The following is a 26,505-nucleotide window of genomic DNA, read 5'->3' as shown; positions in this document are numbered from 1 at the left end:
TAAAGGCTAATAATTTGTAATCTTTTTGATAAAGTGTATGTGGTTTTATTCTGAAAATAAAATGTCTTCGGAAGTATGACGGAAAGATTTTAGAGACAGGCAGAATTGCTCTTGTCTCTAGTAATAAAGAAAAAAAATAAAAGATGATAACAGGTTGGTTATTATTGGAATATATGAATTTCCTAGTTTAAAATGGGGAACTTAACACTAAGTCCGGTTTGAAAATCGGGTGCGTTATTAACTTGTAAATCCTCTTTGATGTAAAATGCGAGTTTCAAATTTGGGCGGGCGTAGGTATAAGTGAAATCCCAGTTGGTTAAAACATCGTATAAATTACTCACGCCGTGCTGCCAACCACCGTTAATTTCTTTCCATTTCCCTATAAGTTTGTAATAACTTTCTTCTTCAATTTTATTGTATCGCGATTGTATTTGGTAATTGATGCCGAATGCGTGATAATTTCCTTTTTTTGTGTGTCGGGCTATTTCTATGGCGCTTTCTCCTGTTAATAAAAATTTGTTATTGCCTAAGTCAACAGTATCCTTAAAATCGATTATATTTTTTCTTAACAAGTTTGCGCCTAAAGCAATGTTTAATTCATAACGATTTTTTAAATCGATCTTTTTTATCACATTGGTAGAAACACCAAGATCTATAGACGGGTTGTATTCTGAAGTGTTAAAGCCTAAATGACTTCCGAAGTTAATAAAGATCTGGCGCGTTTTATTGATATTTAATTCGGGATAATAATGATGGTTTATCTCGATACCGCCAATAAAAAAGTCGTTATTTTCAAATTCTAAAGTTTTTCCGTTTCTATCAGTGTATTTAAAATTTACTTTATTTAAACCGTAATAGCGTCTTCCGTAAGGGTCTTCTCCGCCAGCAATATTACTATGAAACCATTCTATAGTTTCGTCACTGGTAAAAAATGTAAACGGATATTTTCCTTTAGTAATTAAATGCGATCGTATAGAAACTCCCAATTCGTGATGTTTTGAAAGCGGAATACTTAAGCTAGCTCTAAATTCTTTTATCACGGCATCTACCACAATATTCATGTAATCGGCAGGTGTGGTTTCTTGGTCTACAAATGTGAAGTTTCTATCGTGCCATTTTACTTGGCTCAGTTGTGCTCTAGTTTCTGGATCTTTCGGAAAATAAGCTTCCACAAAAGGATGTGGTGTATTTCCGCTAGAAGTACTAAAAGTAACCGTTTTTTTGGTCGGTGCTTTTAGTTTAAAATTTGTTGAAATTCTAGAACTAAACATACCGAAATGATGCGTTGTTAAATGGTTTGGATTATCTATCCCATTTTTAAAAGAAATACTATCGGTGTTTTGCGCTGTAGCCGTAACACAGCAAAATACAGAAAGAATTATGAGGTAGAGTTTGTTCATTAAGCAAATGTAAATAAAGTTATTATAAAATCTAAGGAAAAGTATTACGCGCTTGTTGTTTTACAGGTGTTAATATAATGTAACATGTTTGTTTTTTAATATTTTTTTGTTCTATAAGGGGTTTCAATTAAGTGAAACAAGGTATTGGCTAAGTATTGTTACTTTATTTTTTTGCCAAATAAAGGCTTGATTAATTACGGTTTTAAAATCTTCGGGAGTAACTGTTTCTTGTTGTATGCTCTTTATAAACTTTAAGCCCTGATTTTTAATAAATAATTATTGGTACAATCGAATTTTTAAAATATAAGATGCGGGCTTTTTTGGTCTATTTTTCTTAAAAATTTTAACAAATAAACACTTTAGTCTTAAATAAAATATAAAAGCGATACAAAGGGTGTTAAAGATATCTAAATATGTATTCTCAATCCGCTTTTTGGTGGTTTCTTTGTAGAGAATTTAAGAGGTAGTTAGCTTAAATTCTAAATTTCATATAAGTTTAAATTAGTTTAGTTAGTTAGTAGTAAAAAGCCCGTAATCTTTATAGATTACGGGCTTTTTCTTTGTGTATATCTCAGTCGCTAAAAGCGGCTTATCTACATTGTGGCGTTAAACTTTAGCAACAAACAATCCGTCGTCTGTTTTTTCAACTTTGGCCAAATTGTTTTTTGTTAATTCTTTAATAGTTTTATCCCATTTTTTGTTCGATAAGCCAGATTTTCCTTTTAAATCAACAAGTTCAAATTGCTCAGCGCTTTTTAAAATTTCTAATAAGCTTTTAGCATCTTCACTAATAGCAGGTGCTTTTTTCTCCGGACGCATTTGCGGGAAAAATAAAACCTCCTGAATAGATTGGTTGTTAGTTAAAAACATAATTAAACGGTCCATACCAATACCCATACCCGATGTTGGAGGCATACCATATTCTAGAGCACGTAAAAAATCGTGATCAATAAATTCGGTAGCTTCATCGTCACCTTTTTGAGCTAGTTTTAATTGGTGCTCAAAACGCTCGCGTTGGTCAATAGGGTCGTTTAATTCCGAATAGGCATTCGCAATTTCCTTACCACAAACCATCAACTCAAAACGTTCGGTTAATTCTGGATTATCTCTATGTTCTTTACATAGCGGACTCATTTCTTTTGGATAATCCGTAATAAAAGTAGGTTGTATATAATTGCCTTCACATTTTTCGCCAAAAATCTCATCGATAAGTTTTCCTTTACCCATGGTGTCGTCCACCTCAATGTGCATGCCTTTAGCAGCAGCTCTAATTTCATCCTCGGTTTTATCAGTAATATCAAAACCTGTAAAATGCTTAATAGAATCGGCCATGGTTACACGGGCGTAAGGTGCTTTGAAATCGATTTTATGCTCACCAAAAGTAGCTTCGCTTGTTCCGTTTACCGCAATAGCACAATGCTCTAAAAGTTGCTCGCAGAAATCCATCATCCAATTGTAATCTTTGTACGATACATAGATTTCCATTGCAGTAAACTCTGGGTTATGCGTGCGGTCCATGCCTTCGTTTCTAAAGTTTTTAGAAAACTCATATACGCCATCAAAACCACCAACAATTAATCGTTTTAAATACAATTCGTTGGCAATTCGCATGTATAACGGAATATCCAAACTGTTATGGTGTGTCATAAACGGACGTGCCGCAGCGCCACCAGGAATAGGTTGTAAAACAGGAGTTTCAACTTCAAAATACCCAGACTCGTTAAAAAACGAACGCATGGCATTAAACAGTTTTGTACGCTTTACAAAAACCTCTTTCACATGCGGGTTTACCACTAAATCAGCATAACGCTGGCGGTAACGCATCTCAGGGTCGGTAAACGCATCGTAAACTTTGCCATCTTTTTCTTTAGGTAACGGTAAAGGTTTTAAAGCCTTACTCAATAATTTAAAAGTTTTTACACGCACTGTTTTTTCACCTACTTTGGTGGTAAACAATTCGCCTTCAATACCAATAAAATCACCTAAATCAAGCAATTTTTTTAAAACATCATTATACAGGCTTTTATCATCACCAGGGCAAATTTCATCGCGGTTAAAATATACCTGAATACGCCCAGCACTATCTTGTAACTGCGCAAATGATGCCTTTCCTTGTAAATTCAACGCCATTAAACGGCCAGCAATAACCACCTTGTTGCCCTCAACAAAATCTTGTTTTATCGATTTCGATGTGTTTTTAACAGGGTATAAATCCGCTGGATATGGGTTAATCCCCATCGCGCGTAATTTTACTAATTTCTCTCTTCTTACGAGTTCTTGTTCTGATAATTGCGACATAGTCTAATGCTCTAAAAATTTTAAAGGCACAAAGATAAACATTTGCAACCCGATTTTCCCGTATCAATTCACCATTTTTTTTGGGCGCTACCCAAGGGTCGGGCTTTCCGCTGCAAGTCCGCGCGCCTCCGTTGTCGGGCTGTGGGCTTTCCACTGCAATCCCTAGCGCGAGCTCACCCGCCAAACAAGCCGTTAGTAGCAGGTTAAGTGCTTAGTTTATAAAGTATCGAAAGCTAAAATCAATGAAAAATTAAATTTAAGTGTAACAAAACAATAAATGCAGCGTCAAATAAGGTGTATTTCATCATCAATCAAAATCAAATCAAAAAAAATGAATTTTTTCAGAGTATTATTATCCATCATTTGTCCGCCCTTAGCAGTTTTAGATAAAGGGTGTGGCTCTATTTTTATCGTATTCCTACTGTGGCTTTGTGGCTGGGTTCCCGGAATCATTGCGGCATTAATCATTTTAAACAATCCGAAACGATAAGTGTTTCTTCCGAAGAAAATTTTGTGTTCATTGTAAAAAGATGAATTTCAAAAAAGCTTTGACGCTATAGCATTTCTAAGCTCTATATTCTTGATTCTATTAATATAGCAGTCTTTGAAATTTAGTAAAAAAACCACTCGATTTTCCATCTTTCCGTGCGGCGATAAAATAAGCTTTCAAATTCAAGATAACAACTTCATATAAATAGGAGGAAAAAAACAAAATATTTCGTTATTTTTGCACTTCATTTTTAATTAAATAGCAGCGTGTATATTGCCGACTGCTTACAGAAGACTTAAAAACTATGTTCAATAATTTAAGCGATAAATTAGATAAAGCCTTACACGTTCTAAAAGGACACGGAAGTATAACCGAAGTAAACGTTGCCGAAACTTTAAAAGAAGTTCGTCGCGCACTTCTAGATGCCGATGTTAACTTTAAAATAGCCAAAGAATTTACCAATAGAGTAAAGGAAAAAGCATTAGGACAAAACGTTTTAACAACCTTACAACCTGGGCAACTTATGGTAAAACTCGTAAAAGACGAGTTAACCGAGCTTATGGGAGGCGATGCCGCAGGGCTTAATTTATCGGGAACACCAAGTATTATTTTAATGTCTGGTTTACAAGGTTCGGGTAAAACCACCTTTTCTGGTAAGCTTGCTAATTACTTAAAAAACAAAAAAACTAAAAAACCTTTATTGGTAGCTTGTGATGTGTATCGTCCGGCTGCAATAGATCAATTGCACGTGGTTGGCGAGCAAATTGGTGTTGAGGTTTTTAGCGATAGAGGTAATACCGATCCGGTTGCTATTTCGCAAGCAGGTATTGCACATGCTAAAGCAAACGGACATAACGTGGTGATTATTGATACCGCGGGTCGTTTAGCTGTAGATGAGGCGATGATGACCGAAATATCGAACATTCATAAAGCCATAAACCCACAAGAAACTTTGTTTGTTGTAGATTCTATGACGGGGCAAGATGCTGTAAATACTGCAAAATCTTTCAATGATGTGTTGAATTTCGATGGTGTTATTCTTACAAAATTAGATGGTGATACTCGTGGTGGTGCTGCTATTTCTATTAAATCGGTAGTAAATAAACCTATTAAGTTTATTGGTACTGGTGAAAAAATGGAGGCGATTGATGTGTTTTATCCGTCACGTATGGCCGACCGTATTTTAGGTATGGGAGATGTAGTGTCGTTAGTAGAACGTGCACAAGAACAATTTGATGAGGTTGAAGCTAGAAAACTTCAAAAGAAAATTGCTAAAAATCAGTTTGGTTTTGACGATTTCTTAAAGCAAATTCAGCAAATAAAGAAAATGGGAAACATGAAAGACCTTATGGGTATGATTCCTGGTGCTGGTAAAATGCTTAAAGATGTTGATATTGATGACGATGCTTTTAAAGGTATTGAAGCTATTATCCATTCGATGACGCCAAAAGAACGCACAAATCCATCAATTATTAATGCGAGCAGAAAAATTAGAATCGGTAAAGGTTCTGGTACGTCTGTGCAACAAGTAAATCAGCTTTTAAAGCAATTTAACCAAATGAGCAAAATGATGAAGATGATGCAAGGTGGTGGCGGCAAAAAGATGATGCAGATGATGCAGAATATGAAATAAGTCGGCAGTTAGGAGTAAAAAAATATAAAAATTAGAGATTATAGCTTTAGAGTTTTTCGGAAAATAAATTCGTGAATTCGTGGCAAAAAGAGATAAAGATGACCATTTTAGACGGAAAAAAAGTAAGTAACGATATTAAGGATGAAATTGCCGAGCATGTAAAAGCTATGGTTTCTAAAGGTGAAAAAGTACCTCACCTTGCTGCTATTTTAGTAGGAACCGATGGTGCTAGTATGACTTACGTAAACGCAAAAGTAAAAGCTTGTGAGCGTATAGGTTTTAACTCGACGTTAATCGATTTGCCTGATTATACTTCCGAGGAAGAATTACTTCAGAAAATTGACCAATTAAATACCGATGCCGATATTGATGGCTTTATTGTGCAATTACCGTTGCCAAAGCATATCGACGAGCAAAAGGTTTTAATGGCTGTAAATCCAGATAAAGATGTCGATGGTTTCCATCCAACAAACGTAGGGAAAATGGCTTTAGATTTGCCAACTTTTTTACCTGCAACACCATACGGTATTATGGAGTTGTTAGAGCGTTATCAAATTGAAACGTCTGGTAAAAATGTGGTGGTTTTAGGACGTAGCCATATTGTAGGTCGTCCAATGAGTATTTTAATGAGTCAGAAAAGAAAAGCTGGTGATGCTACAGTAACTGTAGTACATAGCCGTTCTAAAAACTTAAAAGAAATAACTTTAGAAGCTGATATTGTTGTGGCGGCTATTGGTATTTCGGAATTTTTAACTGGTGATATGGTTAAGGAAGATGTTGTAATTATCGATGTTGGAATTACCCGTGTGCCAGATGCGACTAAAAAAACAGGTTATAGATTAGCAGGAGATGTCGAGTTTGAAAGTGTAAGCAAAAAAGCAAGTTATATTACGCCTGTACCGGGTGGTGTTGGTCCAATGACAATTGCTATGTTGTTGAAAAACACATTATTGGCGAGAGAAAGAAATATGCAATAAGCGTTTAAGTATTAATAAAATATACAAATTATGCTAGATGCATTAATATTAAAACACTTAACAAAAAAGGGTGTTATAGCGTATTTCGTAGGGCAAATTTTATTATTTGGTGTTTTAGCTTTTTACATTTTTGGAGTAAAAGGTAGTTCGATGAATGAAGGAGAAATGCCATTTATAGTAGGAATGGTTATTATCGCCCTAATTTGGGCAGGTATATGTTTGCTACTTTGGAAAAAGCCAAAGGAATCTGGAAAAATAGAAACTGCGCAAACTAAAAGTTAGAACGTAGAAATAAGAGGAATAAAAAAAGGCATCAAATTTAAATTTGATGCCTTTTTTTATGCTTTTCGCTTCTTATTGGTTTCATACGTTTTTGTGGAATCTTCCAAAAGTTTATTGAGGTCTATAAATTCCTCTTTGGTTAATTCTCGATATTCTCCAACAGGCGTATCTAATTTTATGTTCATAATTCGAACCCGTTTTAAAGTCTCAACCTCGTAGTTTAAATAGTCGCACATACGTCTAATTTGGCGGTTTAAACCTTGGGTTAAAATAATTTTAAAAGCATAGGTGCTCAGTTTTTGAATTTCACACTTCTTGGTGGTTTTATTTAAATCTTCCAAATGAATACCACCAGCCATACGTTCAAGAAAAGTTTGAGAGATCGGTTTATCAACCGTTACAATGTATTCTTTTTCGTGATTGTTACTAGCTCGTAAAATCTTGTTTACAATATCACCATCGTCGGTTAGTAGGATTAAACCTTCGCTCGGTTTGTCTAATCTTCCGATAGGGAAAATACGTTTTGGGTATTTTAAAAAATCGATAATATTATCTTTCTCTACTGAAGTGTCTGTGGTACAAACAATACCAACAGGTTTATTAAAAGCCAGATAAACAAATGAAGTTTTGGTATTGGTAATTTCTTTACCGTCCACACAAACCACGTCGTTTGGTGCTATTTTGGTGCCCATTTCTGGTACGCTGCCGTTAATTGTAACACGTCCGGCGTCTATAAGTTTGTCGGCTTCTCTACGTGAGCAATAACCAACTTCGCTTAAAAATTTATTAATTCGTTTTAATTGTACTTCCATATTGCAAAAATAGATTATTAATCCTTTAAAAAATCTAAAATTGGTTGATAAACACGTTCTGATTTCAAACCATGCCCAAAACCTTTAGTTGAAACAAATTCTGAATTGGTGTAACTCATTTTATATTTCAAGCCATCTTTATAAGGAATGATACGGTCTTTTTTATCGTGAACAACTAAGCCTTTTGGTTTAAAATTTTTGGTGAAATCTGATGCTGAATAGTATTCTGGTAAATGCTTGAAATGCTTTAAAACATAAGCATTCATGGCTTCTGAAACACGTTGGTTGTACCCCATCATTTTAATGTACCTGGAAAATACGCCGGTAAAGTCGGAAGGGGCGCCTAGAAGTACTAATTTTTTAATACGCTCTAAAGGAAAATGATATTGCCCGAAAACCGTTGCCATACCACCAACGGAATGACCAATAATAACGGAAGCTTCAAACTTTTTTGCAATGGTATTTATGCATTCCGAATAAATTAAAGCATTAAATAGTTTCCCTCCTGATTCGCCATGCGCTGGAGCATCTAGAGCAACTACAGTATAATCTTCAACAATTAAAAGTTCGATTAAATCTTTCCAACGGTAACTGTTGCTTTCCCAACCGTGCGCTAAAAGAATAGTATCTTTTTTGCCTTCCCAACGGTAGGTTTTTATAGGGATTTCATTACTTATTATGGTTTCTTGCTCGGCCGTTTTTAAATAAGCTGCCTGGTGTTCTTTCGTTTTTCCTTTTTTAGGAGAAGAAAATAATGTAATGGATAAATGTGCGGCGTATTTTGGAGCAAAAAAGCCAATGGTATTTATTGTTTTTCCGAAAATTTTAGGGAGATATTTTTTCATAATTTAATCTTCTCTATTTACTAAATCTACTGAAAAAGCGGGAGTGCAAATAGCAATATATTCGCAGACTTCGGTAAATGGATTGGAGTATTGTACGCGTGTATGGCGTTCTATTTTAATAGATTGGCCGGCTTCGAGAATAATTGTTTCGCCTTCAATAATAAATTGTTTTTTACCTTGAATAATAAAAGTAAATTCATCAAAAGCAGGGGTTTGAAAAGGTTCGCTCCATCCGGCAGGTGCTTTCATATGGGCAATACTTATGGCTGCATTGCCATCGGTGGCGCCTCCAAAATGTTCTTTAATTACTTTGCCGTCGGTAGTTGGCACAATAAAAGGATTGTTTTGAATGGTGTATTTCTTTTCAGACATAATTTGTGTTTTTAGCTTTCAAATTCAATATTTTTACTTCAATCTTTCTCCATAAAATATCGTAATTTTGTAACCTATGAATAAGCAAATTGAACTGCAAGATTTAGGCACTAAAGATTACAAACAAACTTGGGATTATCAAGAGACGTTGTTTAAAGATATTGTTGATGCAAAAATAAAAAATAGGAGAGAGGAAACCGCTCTAAAAACCAAAAACTATTTTTTGTTTGTTTCGCACCCGCATGTTTATACTTTGGGTAAAAGTGGCGATTTGTCTAATTTACTATTAAATGAAGGGCAACTTGCCGAAAAAGGTGCTACGTTTTATAAAATAAATCGAGGTGGAGATATAACGTATCATGGCCCAGGGCAAATTGTGGGTTATCCCATTTTGGATCTAGAGAATTTTTTTACAGACATTCATAAGTATTTACGTTTTTTAGAAGAAATGGTTATTTTGACCTTAGCGGAATATGGATTGAAAGCCGATAGAAGCCCCGGTGAAACCGGTGTTTGGCTAGATGTTGGCACACCGTTTGCACGTAAAATTTGTGCTTTGGGTGTACGCGCCAGTAGATGGGTAACTATGCATGGTTTCGCGCTTAATGTGAATGCTAATTTGGGATATTTTGATAATATTATTCCTTGTGGTATTCGTGGTAAAGCTGTAACTTCTTTAAACGTCGAATTGGCCCAAAAAACTATTGATGAAGCTGAAGTAAAAGAGAAATTACTTAAGCATTTTAAAGTGCTTTTTGAAGCTGAATTTATATAATTAGATCTATTTTAAATCATTCTGTTAATTGCTGAGAACTTTTGGAAATCCTTTTGTTTTTCGGCTTAAATTAGAACTCAACTTTTGATATCACCAGCATCCATAGACTTAGTATTTGAAACCGCCCGAGTAGAGGAGGTTATTGGCGATTTTGTAAACTTAAAAAAATCGGGAAGTAGTTATAAAGGTTTAAGCCCTTTTAGCGACGAGCGTTCGCCGAGTTTTATGGTGTCGCCGGTTAAACAAATTTGGAAAGATTTTTCTACAGGAAAAGGCGGTACCGCGGTTTCGTTTTTAATGGAGCACGAACATTTTACGTATCCAGAAGCTATAAAATATTTAGCTAAAAAGTATAATATTGAAATTGAAGAAACCGAACAATCTAACGAACAAAAGCAACAAGCTAATGAGCGTGAAAGTTTGTATTTGGTTAGTGAGTTTGCGAACACCTATTTTCAGAAAATTCTTCATAAAACTGATCAAGGTAAATCAATTGGTTTAAGTTATTTTAAAGAACGTGGTTTTACCGACGAGACTATAAAAAAATTCGATTTAGGTTATGGTTTAAATGAGTGGCAAGCCTTTACGGACGAGGCTTTGAAGCAAGGTTATAATCTTGATTATTTAAGTAAAACCGGACTAACCATTGTTAAAGGAGATAAACGTTTCGATCGTTTTAAGGGGCGTGTTTTGTTTCCTATAAAAAGTATGAGTGGCCGTGTTCTGGGCTTTGGTGGTCGTATTTTAATTGCTGATAAGAAGGCAGCGAAATATATGAATTCTCCGGAAAGTGAAATTTACTATAAAAGTAAAGTGCTTTACGGAATTTATCACGCTAAGCAAGCCATTGCAAAGGAGGATAACTGTTATTTAGTAGAAGGTTATACCGATGTTATTCAGTTTCATCAAACGGGGATTACCAATGTGGTATCGTCGTCCGGAACAGCTTTAACACCCGATCAGATTCGCTTAATTAATAGGTTAACAAAAAATATTACGGTACTTTTTGATGGAGATGCAGCCGGAATGCGTGCCTCGTTACGAGGTATCGATTTAATTCTGGAACAAGGTATGAACGTTAAGGTTTGTACATTTCCGGAAGGTGAAGATCCAGATAGTTTTGCTAAACAAAATACACTTGAAGAGCTTAAAGCATATTTAACGGATAATGCGAAAGATTTTATTCAATTTAAGGCGTCTATACTTTTTGAGGAATCTAAAAATGATCCAATAAAAAAAGCAGATACAGTTAGAGATATTGTAAATAGTATTTCTAAAATTCCTGATCAAATAAAGAAGGAAATCTATATTCAGGAGTGTGCGCGTATCATGGATATTAGCGAATCGGTGTTGTTTACTACGTTGGCACAAATTAGTAGTAAGGCTTCTAAGGAAAGCGCTAAGCAATCTGCACCTAAGCCCACTTATAATCAAGACCCAAATATGGATCCTAATCAAGATCCAAGAGAAGGGCCGCCTGATAATTATCCTTTCGAGATTATTAAAAACAAAGCGCCTGTTGCAAAGGTAGATGTTCAGTATGTTTTAGAACGAAATGTTATTGAAATTTTATTGCTATATGGAAACAAAGTAGAGGATTTTGAAGACTTGGTTTTAAAAGAAAATGCTAAAGGCGAGTTGGTTTTGGAGCCTGTAGTTAATCAATTAAAAGTATTCGAAAAGGTTTATGGCGATTTACATGACGACGAAATGGAGTTTTCTAACCCCGATTTTAAGTTGTTATATAACACTATAATAAATAGGCTGCATCAAGATGCTAATTTTGAACTGAAGAAAATAATAAACATAGTAGATCAGAATATTTCATCTGTAATAACATCTATTTTGATGGATGATGATAAGCATGAATTGAGCCGATGGAACGAGCAAAATATTTTTCCTAAATCTAAGATTGAAGGACTTACTCAGCACGTTACCGAAACCATATTACGTTTACGATGTCACCTTATCGATCAAAAAATTAATGAGTTTATGTCTCAGATGAATGCTGATAAGAATGAACAAAACAAAGAGATATTAAGTAACACTCAAGATTATTTAAGCTTAAAAACTTTGCTGTCAAGAAAGTTAGGGAAGGTATTGTAGATTTCTAATTGCTGTAAAGATCAAAAGGGAAGGTGTATTAAGCTGTTACATTTTTATAGAAAATAAAAATAAAAAAACTCGAATAGAAATTACTTAAAAGCGTAAAATACTATTCGAGTTTTTTTAATCTCGTAAATTAAGCCTTATTAAATGGCTTCTGTAAGCTTGGCTTGATTAACTAAATCAATCAAGTTAGTTACTTTAAGTTTGCGCATCAAGCGGGCTTTATAAGTACTAACGGTTTTTTCGTTAATGTCTAATTCTTTAGAGATTTCTTTGTTTTTTCTACCAATAGTTAAAAGTTTTAAAACTTCTGCTTCTCGTGTAGAAAGTTTTTTGTAGAACGTTCCTGAGCCTTTATTAACTCTGTTACCAAACGCAAGTTGTTGCGTTAAGTCGTTACTTAAATAAATGCCACCATCGTGTACTTTTAGTACGGCTTCATTAATTGTAATAACATTCACAGATTTGTGAATAAATCCAGAAGCACCTGCTTTTATAGCATTTATGGCGTAAACCTCTTCAGGTTCTCCGCTGAAAATAATGGTTTTAATGTCTGGAAAATCATTTTTTAAATAACGTAAAAGTGTTAATCCATTTAGTTTTGGAAAGTCGGCTTCCGTCAAAATGATGTCTACAGGGTTTTTTTGTATGAAATCTAAGATGTCATTTCCATCTTGTAGACTTCCTACAATTTCGATGTTTTGAGATGCAGAAAATAGCACCTCCAAACCTTTCCTAGTAATAGGATGGTTGTCTGCTATTAGTAATTTTATCATAATTTTTTGAGCTTTCTGTATAAGGGTTCGAGAGGTGATTGTTGAAAGAAAAAAGCTCTTAGCAAAAGTATGGGTTTTTTATGTAATCTGCAAAAATTACATTAAATTATCAGGAATATCGCATATTGGGATTGCAATCATCTTATGTTTGTTGCTCGAATTGTACCTTTTATAAATAATAAACACTTCTTTCTCACGCGCAGTGAAATCTGACTCTGTTTTACCTGCTTCATCCATTTGCATCGCCCATTCTAGCTCGGGATACGAAGCTCCTATTTGGTCTTCATCACTTCGTGTGTCTCCAAATAAACCATCGCTTGGTGCGGCATTCATAATAGATTCTGGTACTTCTAAGAACGCTCCTAATTTATAGACTTCAGATTTCAATAAATCGGCAATTGGGCTTAAATCTACGCCGCCATCACCATATTTTGTGTAGAAACCAACGCCAAAATCTTCAACTTTGTTCCCTGTTCCGGCAACTAAAAGCTTGTAAAGTCCTGCGTAATAGTAAAGCGATGTCATTCTTAAACGTGCTCTTGTATTGGCTAATGCCATATCTACAGTCGCTTGGTCGCCATCAAAAAACACTTCAGTTTTAAAGGCTTCAAAAACCGGTGTTAAGTCGGTTCTGGTATCGCTAACATTATCATAACGAGCAGAAAGGTGTTTAATATGTTCTTGTGCTCGAGTTACGTGGCTAGCTGCTTGGTGTATTGGCATTTCAATACAAAGTACGTTTAAACCTGTTTTCGCGCATAAGGTAGAAGTTACTGCCGAGTCTATTCCGCCAGAAACACCTATAACAAATCCGTTCACGCCTGCTTTGGTTGCGTAATCTTTTAACCAATTTACAATGAAATCTACTACTTTTTCTGTTTGCATTTTTTGAAGAATTTTAATCTGAGAATACTACCTTTGTCAACAAAAATAGAAGAAACGCTCAATTAATAAAAATTTATAGCGTCTAAGTTTTATTATGAAACACGTATTTTTATATATACTAGTAGTTATTTGTTTTTTTTCGTGCAAGGAAGAAAACGCCGCCGATTTGGCTGTGAATCAGCATAAAGTAGATGTTGTTATAGAAAGATTCGATCAGCAATTTGCAAAAACAAACGAGAAATCTTTGCCGGATATTAAACGGGCATATCCGTTTTTCTTTCCGAAAGATGTAAACGATACGGAGTGGATTGAAAAAATAAACGACACACTGCAGCAAGAATTAGCTCAAGAAGTAAGTAGGGTTTTTCCTAATTTTGAAATTTATGAATCGGATGTGGAGTTATTATTCAGCTACATTCATTATTATTTCCCCACCTTTAAAACACCACGAGTTATTACCACAACAAGTAATGTTGAATATCGAAATAAAGTGATTGTTACTGATACCATCGTCCTTTTGGCTTTGGATACCTATTTAGGGAGAGATCATTATTTTTACGAAGGTATTCCAAGATACATTGCAGAGCATTTAGATAAACAAGAAATAGTTGTTGATTTAGCTGGTGAATACGCTAAGAAATACATTTTTCAGCCTAAAAGAAAAAGTCTTTTAGATGAAATGATTTACTACGGAAAAGTACTATATTTTAAAGATAAAGTACTTCCTTTTAAGAAAGAAAACGAGCGCATTAGTTACACCGCAGAACAGCTTGATTGGACTATAAATAATGAAAGTTCTATTTGGCGTTATTTCGTGGAGCGAGAATTACTCTTTAGTACAGATGCAAAATTACCCAACCGATTTATAAATGCAGCACCTTTTTCTAAATTTCAGTTAGAAGGTATAGATTCCGAATCTCCAGGGCGAATTGGTCAATATATAGGATGGCAAATTGTAAAAGCTTACATGGAAAATAACGACACACCTTTTAAAGATATGTTGATTATGGATGCAGAAGATATTTTTAATAATTCAAAATTTAAACCTAAAAAAAATAATGGCTAGTATAAAATCTAAAATTGAATTAAACGTAGAACTTGATGAAAATCGAGTTCCAGAAACATTACATTGGACCGCAGAAGATGGTGGTATTACTAACCAAGAAGCTAAAGCGATGATGCTGTCGGTTTGGGATTCTAAAACCCAAGAAATGTTGCGTATCGATCTATGGACTAAAGATATGCCAGTAGACGAAATGAAAGTGTTTTTTCATCAAACCTTAGTAGCTATGAGTAATACCTTTAACCGTGCAACTCAAGATGAAAAAATGACCGCAACCATGAAAGATTTTTGTGATTATTTTGCAGAAAAATTAGAACTTAATAAATAAGTTTCTTTTCATAAGAATATTTTTTTTGAATACTTTATCGAGGTGTTGTGTCTTTTATTCTGAAAAAAAATAGTTCAATTTTTTCAATTCATGACATCTTTTAACTTACATTGGTACACCTTAAAATGATGAGTTGGTTACAAGTGATCAATTCTGAAGCTTTTTAAAGGCTTATAAATTAAGGCGAATCAAACCAAGGAAATCTTATGAAAGAAATAAAAATAGAGTCAACCTTATACGTTTTTGATAATTTAAACGAGCTTCCTGAAGATGTGGTTTCATTAATGGATAAAGCTGCTGAAGCACGTGACAAGGCTTATGCGCCTTATTCTAAATTCCATGTTGGAGCAGCGCTACTTTTAGATAATGGCGAAATTATTTCAGGTAGCAATCAAGAAAACGCATCGTATCCTTCAGGTTTATGTGCCGAAAGAACAGCTATTTATTATGCAGGTTCTCAATATCCAGATGCACAAATTGTACGCATGGCTATTACAGCTGGTTCAAAATTAAAAACAACATTCGAACCAATTCCGCCTTGTGGCGCGTGCCGTCAAGCAATTGCCGAATATGAAATAAAACAAGAATTACCCATAGAAATTTATTTTATGGGAGAAACAGGTAAAGTGGCTAAATCTAATTCTTTAGCGAATTTATTACCTCTCGGTTTCGATAAATCGTCACTGTAAATTTTCAAAACCTCAGTTTTCTTAAAAAAAAGCTGAATTATCATTTAAAAGGCTCGCGGAATTAAAGGTTTTCAATATTTTTTTTCACTTTAAGCACATTGCGTTTTTGCAATTACTTACAATGTGTTACTTTTGTATTCCGCGAAATAAAAATTTTAATACTAGTCGATGCAAAAAATCACAAAAGAGGTTTACCTCAAATGGTATGAAGACATGTTATTCTGGAGAAAGTTTGAAGACAAACTAGCTGCCGTTTACATTCAACAAAAAGTAAGAGGATTTCTTCACTTATACAATGGTCAAGAAGCTGTTTTAGCTGGTGCTTTGCACGCTATGGACTTGTCTAAAGATAAAATGATAACGGCTTACCGTAATCATGTTCAACCTATTGGTATGGGCGTAGATCCTAAACGTGTTATGGCCGAGTTATTTGGAAAAGTAACTGGGACTTCTAAAGGTATGGGAGGTTCTATGCATATTTTCTCTAAAGAATTTCGTTTTTACGGTGGTCACGGTATTGTTGGAGGTCAAATTCCTTTAGGTGCTGGTATTGCATTTGGTGATAAATATCACGGTAGCGATGCTGTAACCTTATGTTGTTTTGGTGATGGTGCTGCCCGTCAAGGCTCACTTCACGAAGCTTTCAATTTAGCTATGCTATGGAAATTACCAGTAGTATTTGTTTGTGAAAACAACGGATATGCTATGGGAACTTCAGTAGAAAGAACAGCAAACCATACTGATATATGGAAATTAGGTTTAGGATATGATATGCCTTGTGGACCAGTAGATGGTATGAACCCAATAAAAGTTGCCGAAGCTTTCGATGAAGCGATTCAAAGAGGAAGAAGAGGTGACGGACCAACATTCCTAGAATTGAAAACTTACCGTTATAGAGGGCATTCAATGAGTGATGCTCAGCATTACAGAACGAAAGATGAGGTTGCTGAATACAAGAAAATTGATCCAATTACGCAAGTAAAAGATGTTATTCTTGAAAAAGAATATGCTACGGAAGATGATATTAAAATAATAGATAAGCGTGTTAAAGATCTTGTTGCAGAATGTGAAAAATTTGCAGACGAGTCGCCATACCCAGAAAAGCAACAGCTTTATGATATGGTTTACGAACAAGAAGATTATCCATTTATACAACACAAAATATAAGCTATGGCAATAGTAGTAAATATGCCTCGTTTAAGCGATACCATGGAAGAGGGTACGGTTGCAGCGTGGTTGAAAAAAGTAGGAGATAAGATTGAAGAAGGCGATATTTTAGCCGAAATTGAAACGGACAAAGCCACTATGGAATTTGAGTCTTTCAATGAAGGTACATTGCTACATATTGGTGTTCAAGAAGGTGAAACAACTAAGGTTGACGAACTTTTAGCCATTATAGGAGACGAAGGTGAAGATATTTCAGGTCTTTTAAATGGAGGAGGTAACGCTTCCGCGGAAGTGAAAGAGGAAACAACAGAAGAAGCTGCTCCGGAAGTAGAAGAAGCTTCAGAAGAAACAGCAGCATCGGCAGAATTGCCAGAAGGTGTTATTGTTGTAACCATGCCACGTTTAAGTGATACCATGGAAGAAGGTACTGTTGCAACTTGGTTGAAAAAAGTAGGTGATAGCGTTGAAGAAGGCGATATTTTAGCTGAAATTGAAACAGATAAAGCAACGATGGAATTTGAATCATTCCAAGCGGGTACATTATTATATGTTGGTCTACAAGAAGGCGATTCTGCGAAAGTAGATGAACTTTTAGCTATTATTGGCCCTGCAGGAACAGATGTTTCTGGAGTTGCAGCTAGTTTTAGTACAGCGGCACCAGCTAAAAAGGAGGAAGCTCCAAAGGCAGAAGCAAAAAAAGAAGCACCAAAAAGTGCTCCAGTTGCAGCTTCTAAACCTAAAACTAGTGCGCCTGCACCAACGCCTGTTACAGCAAACGGACGTGTGTATGTGTCACCATTAGCGAAAAAATTAGCAGAAGATAAAGGTATCAACTTAACAAAAGTTCAAGGTTCTGGTGAAAATGGACGTATCGTAAAACGCGATATCGAAAATTACGAACCAGCAGCTTCGGCAGCATCAGCAGGTAAATTTGTGCCTTCTGGTCAAGAAGATTTTGACGATGTTGATAATTCACAAATGCGTAAAGCAATTGCAAAAGCCTTAACAAACTCGAAGTTTACAGCGCCACATTATTATTTAAGTGTGGAGTTTGATATGGAAAACGCTATGTCTTTCCGTGGACAGTTTAATTCGATTCCTGATACTAAAATATCTTATAACGATATTGTTGTTAAAGCTTGTGCTTTAGCATTAAAAGCGCACCCACAAGTAAACTCACAATGGTTTGCTGATAAAATGCGATTAAATAATCACGTACATGTTGGTGTAGCAGTTGCTGTGCCAGATGGTTTAGTGGTACCAGTTGTTAAGTTTGCAAACGAGCAAACGTTACCTCAAATTGGTGCTGCAGTTCGTGAACTTGCAGGGAAAGCAAAAAACAAAAAATTAACTCCAGACGAGATGCAAGGTAGTACATTTACCGTATCTAACTTAGGGATGTTTGGTATAGATACGTTTACATCTATCATCAATCAACCAAATTCTGCTATTCTTTCTGTTGGAAATATCGTTGAAAAACCAGTGGTTAAAAACGGACAAATAGTTGTGGGGCATACCATGAAATTGTCTTTAGCTTGCGATCACCGTACAGTAGATGGCGCTACAGGTGCTCAGTTCCTTCAAACATTGAAAGGATATATTGAAAACCCAGTTACCATGTTAGTATAATTCATATTCTGAATTTTTCAGAATCTAAATATAAAAGCCTGTTTCATAGCATTGAAACAGGCTTTTTTTTATCTTTAATTTTTTTAAAAGGAAATTATGAAATACATATTAAACATCGCATTAGGACTACTGATAGTGGGCTGCGGAAACACTAAGGATACCATTAAAAGTTCGACCTCAACAGGAGTAACAGTAAATAGAGATAATCATGATTTAAAAGTGGTTAGTACGCTTCAATCTCAAATAGCTATAGAAGAAGCTTCAATTAAATCTAGTTTAGAATATTTAGCTTCCGATGAACTTGAAGGAAGAAATACAGGAAGTGAAGGCATAGAGAAAGCGGCTGTTTTTATTGAAAATGTATTTAAAAACAATAATATCAAACCTTATTTTGAAACGTATCGTGATACATTTAATGTGAAAGACATTATAGGTTATAATGTGATTGGGTTTATTGAGGGAAACGATCCTGAATTAAAGAATGAATTTGTAATTCTAGGCGCGCATTACGATCATATAGGAACAGCAAGAGCCGTAAATGGCGATGTGATAGCTAATGGAGCGAATGATGATGCTTCAGGAACTGTAGCTGTTTTAGAATGGGCTAAGTATTTTTCAAAAACAAAAAATAATAAGCGAAGCATTTTATTCACACTTTATGCAGCTGAAGAAATGGGGCTAAAAGGTTCAGGGCATTTAGCGGAACGTTTAAAAAGAGATAATTTAAACGTTTACACTATGATTAATTTTGAAATGATTGGTGTGCCAAGAGCTGAAAATGAAATCATGGCATATGTTACAGGTTATAACGAATCTAACATGGCGGAAAAGTTGAATGGTTATGTAGGTGAAGATATTGTTGGCTTTTTGCCACAAGCAAAAGCTTATAACTTGTTTAAGCGTTCGGATAATTATCCGTTTTACGAAGCTTTTCAAGTGCCGGCGCAAGCGATTTCAACCTTCGATTTTACAAACTTTGATTATTACCATCATGTGGATGATGAAGCGGATAAAATGGATTATAAACACATGACACTTTTCATCAATAAAATGATTCCTGCTTTGGAAGGGATGGTGAATTCAGCAACAAAAGAAATACAATTAAATCATGAGTAAAAACGTAATTATAACAGGAACCAGTCGTGGTATTGGGTTCGAATTGGTACAATTATTCGCTAAAGCAGGCCATAAAGTATTGGCGCTTTCGCGGAATGAAAAACCTATTCAGGATTTAAAATTAGAAAACGTGACTTGTTTTTCTTTCAATTTAAATGATGAAAAAGCCTATACAAAAGTAGAAGATTTTATAAACACAAACTGGAAACAGGTGGATGTTTTAATAAATAACGCAGGTGCATTGCTTAATAAACCTTTTGCTGAAATTTCTATGGCCGATTTTGAATATGTATATAAAACCAATGTTTTTGGCGTTGCTGAACTTACACGGAAAATGCTTCCTTTTATGAAAGCATCTAGCCATGTGGTGACAATAAGTTCTATGGGTGGCGTACAGGGCAGTATGAAATTCCCAGGTTTAGCAGCGTACAGTTCTAGTAAAGCAGCGGTAATTACGCTTACCGAATTATTAGCCGAAGAGTATAAAGATTCCGGAATTGCCTTTAACGTATTAGCGTTAGGAGCTGTGCAAACCGAAATGCTAGAAGAAGCTTTTCCTGGCTATCAAGCGCCAACGACAGCCCTAGAAATGGCGGAATATATTTTAGATTTTTCACTCAACGGAAACAAATATTATAACGGGAAATTGTTGCAAGTTTCTAATTCTACGCCTTAAAAAGAGATCGTTATCTTGTTTTAATAATTTATTAACGGTTGTTTTGTTGCAGTAGTATGAGATATTTTCTTTCATTTTTTTTCTTGGTTAGTACATGTTTTTTATCGGCACAAATTACCTTAACTAATAATATTGGTAATGTGTTGGTAGAAACCAATATGCTTTCTTGTGAAGAAGATGAATCTTGGGCGAGAGTTTTTAAATTGTCTGATTTCGGAATATCCAATAGCCAACAATTTATTATTCATTCTGGTCAAGTTGGAATCAGTAAATCATATAATGGTGCATATTTAAGTTTTGGTGTTTTTGGAGTAGATGCTAGTTTTCCTAATTCAAATCCTATTCCATTGTCTGGCGGTGGTAATAAATTATTGCCCGAAATTGTCGATGGCCCTCAAATTGTAGAATTCGATTTTATAAATCCATTAGTGGTACCTGCCGGAATAGAACGCATTTTAGTTGTAGTTTCAAAAAGGGTCGATTTTTATAATCCAAATTCAGCTGAAGTCGGTATTGCTGGAACAGCAGACGATTCTGGGGTTTCGTGGTATAAAGGGTGTAGAAAATATTACGATTATATTCCAACCACAGATATAGATGTGCCGGTGCCAAATGCTAACTTTTTTATTAATGTTACAGGTGAAGCGGTTGATATCAGAAGTACAGGGCCAACCACAAGGCTCACCCATAATGTTTGTGATGATTTGGTAAAAACTATTAATAATTCTTGCTCGTATTCATATGTGTATGCAGGACGTGATTTTTATTTAAATGATTTTGGTATTTCTGAAAATGAAGAATATACAATAACGGAAGGGCAATTGGCCTATTCGTATGCGGAATGGGGGGCAGCGGTTCAGTTTAATATATATGAAATTGATGATAACTTTCCGGATTCGTTTTCAGAATCTAGTTTAATTGGTTCGAGCCAGCTTCATGGTTTGGGATATTTTAATACCTCTGGCGCTGTTAGAACCGAAAATATCAAGTTCGATACGCCGGTTGTTGTACCTGCTGGCACAAAACGCATTTTTGTAGAAGTCCTTAAAGGGTTAAAAGGTGGCGGTTCTGGTTTGCTTCATATTGCAGGAACTAAGGTTGACGATGGCGCGCCAACTTGGTACAAAGGTTGTTATACAAGTCCAACTTATATAAATTCTGATGAGATTACCAGGTATGCCTTGTGGCCGGGTGAAGATTATAAGTTTTATATAAACGTTACAGGAAACGTAAACCACATCACCAATAATTTCGAAATGAATATTTCAAATATTTGTTCCGAATTTCTTAAAGAATTTAGTGTAGAAAACAAAGCAAACGTAGCTTCGGTAGTCTGGGATTTCGGCGATTCGCCATCTGGCGTAGATAATACTTCTACAGATTTATCTCCTTTTCATGATTTTTCAGCCGATGGTACTTATACAATAAAAGCTACAGTTGTCGGTAAAGACGGAAGCGTAGAGGTATTAGAAGAAACTATCGACGTCACTGAGCCGCCAATGGCTTATGGTATTAACGATTTTTATTCCTGTGAGGATGCTTTCGGCTCAGGTATGTCTTCATCATTTAATCTTTCTGGCGTTCAGAAGCAAGTTTTAGGAGGGCAATCAAATAAGGTCGTAACGTTTATTGATGGTTCAGGAAACGAGTATAGTACATTGCCAAGTGCTTTTTCAAACACAATTCGAGATAGAGAAACCATTGCTGTAAGGGTTGCACATCAAAATAATCCTTGTTGTTATTCAGAAACCACTTTCGATTTAATTGTAAATGCGTTACCCAATTTATCTGGTATTAACGATTTAAAAGTTTGTGATAATAATACAAATGGGTATGCAAAGTTTGATTTGGAAGCGGTAGAATCGGATGTTTTAATTGGTAACCCGAACACAACGGTCTCATTTTATTATGAAAACGGAAGCCAAATATCGGCACCTTTAAGCGCAGTTGAAAACTTAGTTAAAAATGAAGAAGTAATTAAGGTTCGTGCAACACATACAATAACCAAATGCTACAACGAAACGACTTTTAAGTTGATGGTGAATCCGTTGCCAGTGGCTTATGCTTTAAATGCGCTTATAGGCTGCGATGATAATAATGATGGTATTTCAGAATATTTTGATATTACAGATATTGAGACCGAAGTTTTAGGAAGTCAAACCGGGTTAGAAGTTTCTTATTTTGATTCATTCGGAAATATACTACCAAAACCATTGCCAAACCCTTATACGAACACCAAAGCAAACGAAGAAATAATTACAGTTCGGGTTTTAAATACAGTAACCGGATGTTTTGCTGAAACACCTCTAGTTTTAAAAACGGCAACCCAACCTGAAATTAATAAACCAGAAACTATTTATGCTTGTAATGAAGGAAATGGTTTCGCTTTTTTTGATACAGCACAGTTAGAAGCAGAACTTATTGGCAGTCAAAATGGTTTAAAAATTCTCTATTTTGATAAAAATAGATCAGCCTTGCCATCGCCATTACCGACAGCATTTAAAAATACAGAAGCGTGGTCTCAAACCATTTATGTGCGTGTAGAAAATGCACTTAATAGTTTATGTTATTCTGAAACTACGTTTGATTTGGTAGTGAATGATTTGCCTCAAATAAATTTACAAGACGAATATTTTCTTTGTGATTTAGAGCCTTTTCTGAAACTTGCATTACCTGGTAGCTTTAATTCTTGGGAATGGACTTTCGAGGACGGAACAGTGCTTTCAAACAATTTCGAAGTAAACCTAATTGAAGAAGGCGATTATGTTTTAAAGGTAAGCGAATTAAAAAATGGAATCATTTGTGAAAATGAATTCCAGTTTCGTTTAATACGATCACAGTTACCAGAAATAACCAAGGTGAATTATAAAGAGTTATCAGATCAAAACTTCATTGAAATTATAGCATCTGGCGATGGCGATTTTGAATACAGCATAGATGGCGTAAATTATCAAGATAGTGCTGTGTTTAGTAATGTTTCAGGAGGTGTTTACGAGGTGTCTGTTAGAGATAAAAAGGGTTGTGGACAAGCTTTTGAAAGCGTGTCGATCATAGATTATCCAAAATTTTTCACACCAAATGACGATGGTGTAAATGATGTATGGTTGATTAAAGGTTTAAAGGATTATCCTAATGCAGTAGTCAGTATTTTTGATCGATATGGTAAGCTTTTAAAACAAATAAAATCGAATTCTGAAGGTTGGGACGGAACGATTTCTGGTAGCCCGTTACAGGTGTCCGATTATTGGTTTACAGCCATTTTAGATGAAAACATTAGGTTTAGTGGGCACTTTACGTTGAAGCGCTAAATTTATCAATTTTATAGACGAAGTGCATTAATATTAGATAAAATGTAAAAAAATAGTAATTTTCTTAGTTGGAGATGTTAATTTTTTTAACCTTTGCGGCACTACGGCAGTAATCGCCAGGTCTCTTAACTAAAACCAACTGTATTGAAAAAAAGTCTATATCTGGTTTTTGCAATGCTCATAATTTGTTTTGTAAAAGCTGAAGCTCAGTGTGACGAAATAGTAACTTACAATGTTTGCGATATGACAACCATTGATAAGGATGCTAACGGCACTCCCGACGGAATTATTAATTTATACGATGTGTATAATGCTATTCCTGGAGCTAGCGTGCCAATATCATTAAGCTCTGGCTCTTGGTTTGATCCCAATTATAGTTTCGCTTTAGATCCGCTTAGTGGTGATCTCTATTTGTGGGATTTAGGATCGTCTTCCTCAAGAGAGGATACTTATCAATTTGAATTAATTGATACCTCTAGTACCTGTACAGGTGGTAGAAAAGTACTTTTAAATATTGTTTTAGGTCCTTATGAAGGGAAGCCTTTACCGGCATCTGGAATTAACGATGTTAATGTTTCAGTTTGTCAATCGGTTTTAGGCGATTTCGATTTGTTTCAAGTTTTCGAATCGCAGCCCTCACCTCATAAAAATGGTGTTTGGCGTTTTATCGGGAACATGGGAGACCCTGATAACTTTATAGGTCTTGATGAAGAAGGTAAGTTTCAAGCCGAAATTCCTTATATACCTTACGGTGATTTAGTAGAGTTTGATGTTTTTGAGTTCACTTATACCGTGTCCGGAATAGGGCCGTGTGCCTCAGAGAAAGTCTCTCGTTTTAAGGTTCAAGTTATTCGAGATGTATTGTCGGGAGATCCCTCTACTTTTGATATCTGCGAAACCGATATTTTAGCAGGTAATTGGGATGCGGATATTGACTTAACTAGCGATGTTTTTTTAATAGGTGAAGATGCAGAAGGTACTTGGTCTGCTTCTCCTACTACCGGAAATCAAATTGATAACCCGTCAGATTCTTCAATAAATATTAGAGCTATTTACGATGAATTAAAACTTAATAACCCTAATTTTGGTTGTGCAGAGTTTACCTATACATACACTGTTGAAGCCCGATCGTCTTTAAGTGATTGCGCTAGTAAAGAATCCGACGTCATATTCCGAATCTACGAACCCATCAAGCCTTTTAAACAGGAAGCGCCTTTAGAGGTTTGTTTAGATGTAAATCAACCTACTGTTATTAATTTATATAATGAAATAACATTTACCATAGAAAATGGGATACTATATGATTATCCTCCTAATGTAAGTTGCACCAATTGGAATTTTGTTTCAGGACCTTCAGATATTAGAGTAGATGCAGATTCGGGGATTATCAATTTATCAACATTAACTCAAGCTGATGCGGGTACTTATGTATTTCAATATTTAGTATCTAGTTCTTGTAATAGTTGTAATAGTGGTGGTATGTCGCCATGTAATCCGGAGTTTGCTAATATTACCGTGGTTTTATACCCGAATCATTATGCAGGTGAAGATACCACAGGATTAGAGTTTTGTGAAACCGATCCCTTAGTGGCTAGCCCGTTAAACTTGTTTTCTCTTTTAAGCACCAACGGTATCGATGGTCCAATTTATCAAGGTACCATGGGAACTTGGCGAGATAATGTTTCTGGGGATATTATTACAACACCAACGGCGTTTATTGTTCCGGAGATCACCGATAAGGAGTTATTCGATTTTACTTATGAAACCGTAACCGAGAAAGGTTGTGTAAATTCCGCTAATTTATCGTTTACACTTTTTGAAGAATATAGTCCGGGTATAGATACGCTACTAGATGTTTGCGATAACACAGCTGTAATTAATTTGTTTGATAAGCTGGATGGCAATCCTAGTCCGACCGGAACTTGGGAAGGACCAAACGGATTTGTAACCACCGATGAAACGGCAAGTTTCGACCCGGGATTATCAGATGGTGGTACTTACACATACACCGTTCCAGCGAATAAAAGTTCAGGAGGAGCAACACTGTGTTCCGGAAGTCAGTCTACATTAATTGTTACCGTTTATAAAAGCCCTAATGCTGGTGATGATGTCTCCTATGATGTTTGTCGATCCGATTTAGAAATCGATTTGTTCGATTATCTTCATCCTTCCGCAGATTTAGGAGGTCTTTTTACCGATTTAGATAACACCAATCTTTTAGCTGTAAACCTTTTAGATGTGTCTCAACTAACAGAAGGGACTTATAATTTTAGGTATGAAATTCAAGGGCATGCCACATGTCGTTTGGCGATTTCAAATATAGAAATTACCATTGTTGAGGTCGATGCACCTACGGTTGGCAATCAAACCTTTTGTGCCGCAGATGGCGCTACAGTAAATAGTTTAATTGCGGAAAACGGGTATAGCTTTAATTGGTATGATACCGCCGATGCAGATACACCACTACCTATGGGGACACCCTTAGTAAATGGTGAAGATTATTTTGTAACTGCCGTAGACGAGAACAATTGCGAGTCGCCAAAAACTGCCATGACCGTTACGGTTTTAGATATAGATAATCCAAATTGTGACAGTTGTATTAAAGATGGCGTTTCAGCCAATGGCGATTCTATTAATGATGAATTCGACTTATGTAATTTACCAGATACCTTCCCGAATTTCGAATTAAATATTCTGAATAGATATGGTGTAAGTGTTTATAAAGGCACAATAAATACACCGCTTTTTAGTGGGAAATCTAACGTGTCCGGTAGCATAGGAAATCAACTTTCAACAGGTGTTTACTTTTTTGTATTCGATCCAAAAGACGGCACAACAAACCCTTTTCAAGGTAACTTTTATTTAAGCAGATAAA

The 26,505-nt window shown here is 35.5% G+C and carries 22 protein-coding genes; 15 read left to right on the top strand and 7 right to left on the bottom strand.

Features of this window, described 5'->3' with window-relative positions; genetic code table 11:
* Positions 1-182: 182 nt before the first annotated feature.
* The gene (locus tag QWY92_RS11715) at positions 183-1,400 is read right to left on the bottom strand and encodes a hypothetical protein (protein WP_290271446.1); all 1,218 of its coding nucleotides are present in this window, start codon (positions 1,398-1,400) and stop codon (positions 183-185) included.
* 606 nt (positions 1,401-2,006) lie between these two features.
* Entirely contained in the window at positions 2,007-3,698 is a 1,692-nt protein-coding gene (gene lysS / locus QWY92_RS11710; protein ID WP_290271445.1) for a lysine--tRNA ligase, read from the bottom strand.
* Positions 3,699-4,029: 331 nt separating this feature from the next.
* Here lysS and QWY92_RS11705 point away from each other — a divergent pair, with 331 nt between their 5' ends.
* The 4 genes from QWY92_RS11705 to QWY92_RS11690 all read left to right on the top strand — a co-directional run bounded on the left by QWY92_RS11705 (position 4,030) and on the right by QWY92_RS11690 (position 7,080).
* On the top strand, positions 4,030-4,188 hold the full coding sequence (locus QWY92_RS11705) for a YqaE/Pmp3 family membrane protein (RefSeq protein WP_290271620.1): 159 nt from the start codon (positions 4,030-4,032) through the stop codon (positions 4,186-4,188).
* 304 nt (positions 4,189-4,492) lie between these two features.
* The gene (gene ffh, locus QWY92_RS11700; protein WP_290271444.1) at positions 4,493-5,821 is read left to right on the top strand and encodes a signal recognition particle protein; all 1,329 of its coding nucleotides are present in this window, start codon (positions 4,493-4,495) and stop codon (positions 5,819-5,821) included.
* Positions 5,822-5,919: 98 nt separating this feature from the next.
* Positions 5,920-6,798, top strand: a complete 879-nt coding sequence (gene folD, locus QWY92_RS11695) for a bifunctional methylenetetrahydrofolate dehydrogenase/methenyltetrahydrofolate cyclohydrolase FolD (protein WP_290271443.1) — start codon at positions 5,920-5,922, stop codon at positions 6,796-6,798.
* A 30-nt stretch (positions 6,799-6,828) separates the two neighbouring features.
* Entirely contained in the window at positions 6,829-7,080 is a 252-nt protein-coding gene (locus QWY92_RS11690) for a hypothetical protein (RefSeq protein WP_290271442.1), read from the top strand.
* A 56-nt stretch (positions 7,081-7,136) separates the two neighbouring features.
* Here the strand turns inward: QWY92_RS11690 and QWY92_RS11685 are convergent, their stop codons facing one another.
* Genes QWY92_RS11685 through QWY92_RS11675 form a run of 3 tightly spaced genes read right to left on the bottom strand, consistent with a single transcriptional unit; the run spans position 7,137 to position 9,109 of the window.
* The gene (locus QWY92_RS11685; protein WP_290271441.1) at positions 7,137-7,892 is read right to left on the bottom strand and encodes a pseudouridine synthase; all 756 of its coding nucleotides are present in this window, start codon (positions 7,890-7,892) and stop codon (positions 7,137-7,139) included.
* A 17-nt stretch (positions 7,893-7,909) separates the two neighbouring features.
* Positions 7,910-8,737, bottom strand: a complete 828-nt coding sequence (locus QWY92_RS11680) for an alpha/beta fold hydrolase (RefSeq protein ID WP_290271439.1) — start codon at positions 8,735-8,737, stop codon at positions 7,910-7,912.
* Positions 8,738-8,740: 3 nt separating this feature from the next.
* Complete coding sequence (locus QWY92_RS11675; protein WP_290271437.1) at positions 8,741-9,109, bottom strand: cupin domain-containing protein; 369 nt, start codon at positions 9,107-9,109, stop codon at positions 8,741-8,743.
* A 76-nt stretch (positions 9,110-9,185) separates the two neighbouring features.
* On the opposite strand from QWY92_RS11675, the gene lipB reads away from it, so the two are divergent.
* A complete protein-coding gene (gene lipB, locus QWY92_RS11670; protein ID WP_290271435.1) occupies positions 9,186-9,884 on the top strand; it encodes a lipoyl(octanoyl) transferase LipB in 699 nt (232 codons plus the stop codon).
* 84 nt (positions 9,885-9,968) lie between these two features.
* Complete coding sequence (dnaG, locus tag QWY92_RS11665; protein WP_290271433.1) at positions 9,969-11,990, top strand: DNA primase; 2,022 nt, start codon at positions 9,969-9,971, stop codon at positions 11,988-11,990.
* A gap of 146 nt (positions 11,991-12,136) precedes the next feature.
* On the opposite strand, the gene QWY92_RS11660 is transcribed toward dnaG, so the two are convergent.
* Positions 12,137-12,769, bottom strand: a complete 633-nt coding sequence (locus QWY92_RS11660; RefSeq protein ID WP_290271431.1) for a response regulator transcription factor — start codon at positions 12,767-12,769, stop codon at positions 12,137-12,139.
* A 96-nt stretch (positions 12,770-12,865) separates the two neighbouring features.
* Positions 12,866-13,654, bottom strand: coding sequence for an NAD(+) synthase (gene nadE, locus QWY92_RS11655; RefSeq protein WP_290271430.1), 789 nt, complete (start codon positions 13,652-13,654; stop codon positions 12,866-12,868).
* 94 nt (positions 13,655-13,748) lie between these two features.
* On the opposite strand from nadE, the gene gldB reads away from it, so the two are divergent.
* From gldB to QWY92_RS11610, 9 genes are all read left to right on the top strand, one after another.
* Positions 13,749-14,720 carry a gliding motility lipoprotein GldB gene (gene gldB, locus QWY92_RS11650; RefSeq protein ID WP_290271427.1) on the top strand — a complete coding sequence of 324 codons (972 nt, stop codon included), beginning with the start codon at positions 13,749-13,751 and terminating at the stop codon, positions 14,718-14,720.
* Positions 14,713-15,045, top strand: a complete 333-nt coding sequence (gene gldC / locus QWY92_RS11645; protein ID WP_290271425.1) for a gliding motility protein GldC — start codon at positions 14,713-14,715, stop codon at positions 15,043-15,045. Before gldB ends, gldC begins: the two co-directional genes overlap by 8 nt.
* Before the next feature lie 206 nt (positions 15,046-15,251).
* Entirely contained in the window at positions 15,252-15,734 is a 483-nt protein-coding gene (gene cdd / locus QWY92_RS11640) for a cytidine deaminase (protein WP_290271423.1), read from the top strand.
* A 168-nt stretch (positions 15,735-15,902) separates the two neighbouring features.
* Positions 15,903-16,901, top strand: coding sequence for a pyruvate dehydrogenase (acetyl-transferring) E1 component subunit alpha (pdhA, locus tag QWY92_RS11635; RefSeq protein WP_290271421.1), 999 nt, complete (start codon positions 15,903-15,905; stop codon positions 16,899-16,901).
* A 3-nt stretch (positions 16,902-16,904) separates the two neighbouring features.
* Complete coding sequence (locus QWY92_RS11630) at positions 16,905-18,530, top strand: dihydrolipoyl dehydrogenase family protein (RefSeq protein ID WP_290271420.1); 1,626 nt, start codon at positions 16,905-16,907, stop codon at positions 18,528-18,530.
* A gap of 96 nt (positions 18,531-18,626) precedes the next feature.
* Positions 18,627-19,646 (top strand): M28 family metallopeptidase, encoded by a 1,020-nt coding sequence (locus tag QWY92_RS11625; RefSeq protein WP_290271419.1) that lies wholly within the window; start codon positions 18,627-18,629, stop codon positions 19,644-19,646.
* Positions 19,639-20,322 (top strand): SDR family NAD(P)-dependent oxidoreductase, encoded by a 684-nt coding sequence (locus tag QWY92_RS11620; RefSeq protein WP_290271418.1) that lies wholly within the window; start codon positions 19,639-19,641, stop codon positions 20,320-20,322. Before QWY92_RS11625 ends, QWY92_RS11620 begins: the two co-directional genes overlap by 8 nt.
* An 83-nt stretch (positions 20,323-20,405) precedes the next feature.
* A complete protein-coding gene (locus QWY92_RS11615; RefSeq protein WP_290271417.1) occupies positions 20,406-23,630 on the top strand; it encodes an FIDD domain-containing protein in 3,225 nt (1,074 codons plus the stop codon).
* Between the two features lie 144 nt (positions 23,631-23,774).
* Positions 23,775-26,504 carry a T9SS type B sorting domain-containing protein gene (locus QWY92_RS11610; protein ID WP_290271416.1) on the top strand — a complete coding sequence of 910 codons (2,730 nt, stop codon included), beginning with the start codon at positions 23,775-23,777 and terminating at the stop codon, positions 26,502-26,504.
* Position 26,505 lies beyond the last annotated feature (1 nt).

It is taken from the genome of Algibacter miyuki, assembly GCF_030409805.1.
Lineage (GTDB): Bacteria > Bacteroidota > Bacteroidia > Flavobacteriales > Flavobacteriaceae > Algibacter > Algibacter miyuki.
This window is presented reverse-complemented; position numbering and strand designations above follow the sequence as displayed.